Origin of the sequence: Pontibacterium sp. (assembly GCF_041587635.1) — a bacterium.
Classification (GTDB): domain Bacteria; phylum Pseudomonadota; class Gammaproteobacteria; order Pseudomonadales; family Balneatricaceae; genus Pontibacterium.
Genome location: NZ_JBFGYC010000506.1, coordinates 1 through 2,899, shown reverse-complemented (window position 1 = coordinate 2,899; position 2,899 = coordinate 1). Strand labels below are relative to the sequence as shown.

The 2,899-nt window shown below is 54.9% G+C and carries 3 protein-coding genes; all 3 read left to right on the top strand.

Annotated features, from left to right (window positions below; translation table 11 throughout):
• Positions 1 to 65 precede the first annotated feature (65 nt).
• Positions 66 to 236, top strand: a complete 171-nt coding sequence (locus ABYW01_RS18170; protein ID WP_372835555.1) for a hypothetical protein — start codon at positions 66 to 68, stop codon at positions 234 to 236.
• Positions 237 to 321: 85 nt separating this feature from the next.
• The gene (locus tag ABYW01_RS18165) at positions 322 to 1,320 is read left to right on the top strand and encodes an AAA family ATPase (protein WP_372835553.1); all 999 of its coding nucleotides are present in this window, start codon (positions 322 to 324) and stop codon (positions 1,318 to 1,320) included.
• A partial coding sequence (locus ABYW01_RS18160) for a cobalamin biosynthesis protein CobT (RefSeq protein WP_372835550.1) occupies positions 1,307 to 2,899 on the top strand: 1,593 nt, incomplete at its 3' end. The genes ABYW01_RS18165 and ABYW01_RS18160, both read left to right, overlap by 14 nt.

The window sequence follows — 2,899 nt, the reverse complement described above, 5'->3', positions numbered from 1 at the left end:
TATATGGCAGCAACCTGCCACGTCATCGAAGCATAGAGCCTTTGCAAACTGGGAGGAGACCATATATGGGACGAGCGCAGCGATTCCCAACACCCCAGTGGCTGCCGGACATTCTCCATGCTGGGTATCGCGTTGCTCAACTCAACTTGCGTGTCGATCTACATGCGATTGGGATTACAGCAAGCACAGCGATTCCCAACACACCGTACCCGCTGGATAGGGCCAACTGGCTGTAACGAAAGGCTAAAATTGGCTCACTGGCATACCTGCCCGATCCAATAGACTGGAACCAACAATAAGATATAACGGGATGACAGAACTATGTCCGATATTAAGGTGGATCAGCCAGATATCATGATCTCAGTGCGCGATGTTTTCGGAATCGATACCGATCTGAAAGTACCGGCATTCAGCCAGCGCGATGATCATGTACCTGAAGTTGATACTGCGTACCAATTTAACCCGGAAGTCACTCTGGCGATTCTGGCAGGCTTTAGCCGCGACCGCCGCGTGATGGTTCAGGGCCTGCACGGTACAGGCAAATCCACCCACATCGAACAGGTTGCTGCACGCCTGAACTGGCCGTGTGTCCGTATCAATCTGGACGGCCACATCAGCCGTCTTGATCTGGTGGGCAAAGACACGATTGTGCTGAAAGATGGCAAACAGGTCACCGAGTTTCAGGAAGGCATCGTGCCTTGGGCACTACGCCGCCCAACCGCGCTGATCTTCGATGAGTTCGATGCCGGTCGTCCCGACGTAATGTTCGTGATCCAGCGTATTCTGGAACGTGATGGTAAGTTCACCCTGCTCGATCAGAATGAGGTGATCCACCCGCACAGCCAGTTTCGTCTGTTTGCCACCTCCAACACCATCGGCCTGGGTAACAGCACCGGTCTGTACCACGGCACTCAAATGATCAACCAGGCGCAGATGGATCGCTGGAACATCGTCACAACGCTAAACTATCTGCCCACCGATGATGAAGTCAAAATCGTACAGGCACGTGTGCCAAGCATGGCGAATGACTCCGGCTCCGAATTGGCCCGCTCCATGATCGCAGTGGCAGATATGACGCGTAATAGCTTTGCGGCTGGCGATATCTCTACACTGATGTCACCACGTACCGTGATCTCCTGGGCGGAGAACATTGAAATTTTCCGTGACCCAGCGATTGCTTTTCGACTCTCATTCCTCAACAAGTGCGATGAAGTCGAGCGTCCAATGATCGCCGAGTTCTTCCAGCGCTGCTTTGACCAGGAACTGACAGAATCCTGGGCCCATCAGGCAGCTGGAGTCATGGCCGATGGCGAACACTGATAACCAGCCCCGCCAGGAACGGCTGCAACAGCAGGTAGAGGAACTCTGCGGTGCATCCGTACGCGCGCTTTCCGGTGAACGCCTGTTCGCTTACCGGGGCCGCCGTCCTGAAGTAAACGGACGCCCATCCGGTATTCGGGCGCCCCATCTGAAACCCGACCTTGAGAGCGACGATTTCATGTCGTTCCGAGGGGCAGCAGACGGCATCGCCCTACGCTTGCAACACAGCGATCCAGAGCTGCATCAGAAGATGATGCCGGAAACGGCCGTCGGACAACTGCTCTTTGAATTGCTGGAACAGTTGCGAGTTGAAACGCTGGTCGATCCCCGTCATCCCGGCGCGAAAAAGAACCTCGATCACCGATACAAAGCTTGGTGCGCGGCCTTTTGCGCATCCAACATGACCGAAAACCATGTGGGCCTGCTGGTGTATACCGTTGCTCAAGTGGTGTGGTCCCGTCTGTCTGGTCAGCCCGTCAACGAAGCGACCGAGGGACTGATTGAACCCCATCGGATGATGCTGGCACCGCATATTGGTGGTGCGCTGGTAGGCATGAAGCGAAACGTAACCGATCAGGCAACGTTTGGCGCGAGCGCGCTGGAGCTAATACAGGTCATCGACGAACTGGTCAGTAATCTGGACGACGAAGATGACGATGATCGCACCTCAAAAGCAGACGAAGCGGTTAATGGCTTTGGCCTGATTCTCTACCCGGAATCAGATCTGAACGGTGAGCTGCCGGGGCCATCTTCTCAATCCAGCCGCGCGCGCTACCGCGAGATGATGGATCAACTTGAAAGTTATCAGGTCTACTCCCGGGAAAATGACCGGGTGATCGAAGCTGATAAACTTGTTGTCTCGTTTCTGCGCGAGAAGCTACGGGCGCAACTGGACAAAAAAATTCGCGGACAAGGTGTCAACGGACCCCGTCTGGCACGGGATCTGGCAATGATCCTGTCAGCACCGGAACTTGATGGCTGGAACTTCGGCGAGGAAGAAGGTTATCTGGACGCCCGCCGTCTCAGCAAACTGGTCACCTCCCCTGACTTCCGACAGCTGTTCCGCAAGGAGCGTTATCAGCCACATAACAACTGCTGCGTCACCTTTCTGATGGATAACTCCGGTTCGATGAAGGAGCATATCGGTCAGGTAGCGATGCTGATTGAGATTATGTGTCGTGCGCTAGAGCAAGCCGGTGCCAGTACTGAAATCCTGGGTTTCACTACCCGCAGCTGGCAAGGCGGAAAGCTGTATAAACGCTGGGTATCCCAAGGCAGGAAACCGAACCCGGGTCGTCTGACCGAACTGGAACATATCGTCTACAAAGATGCCGATACGTCAATGCGTCAGGCACGCCAAAGCATTAGCGCCATGCTAAAGCCCGACATCTTCAAAGAGGGGATCGACGGTGAAGCGTTGCTGTGGGCCGCTGAACGTATGACGAAGCGCCCGGAAGAACGCCGTATCCTGATCGTTCTGTCTGACGGCTGCCCGATGGAAACGGCCACCAACCAATCCAACGACGCAGACTATCTGGACAATCATCTCAAGCAGGTCAGCGGCATGCTGGAAGCCCGT

Coding starts and splice junctions, on each gene's coding strand:
- ABYW01_RS18170 (WP_372835555.1), top strand. CDS start 66: ATGGGACGAGCGCAGCGATTCCCAACACCCCAGTGGCTGCCGGACATT.
- ABYW01_RS18165 (WP_372835553.1), top strand. CDS start 322: ATGTCCGATATTAAGGTGGATCAGCCAGATATCATGATCTCAGTGCGC.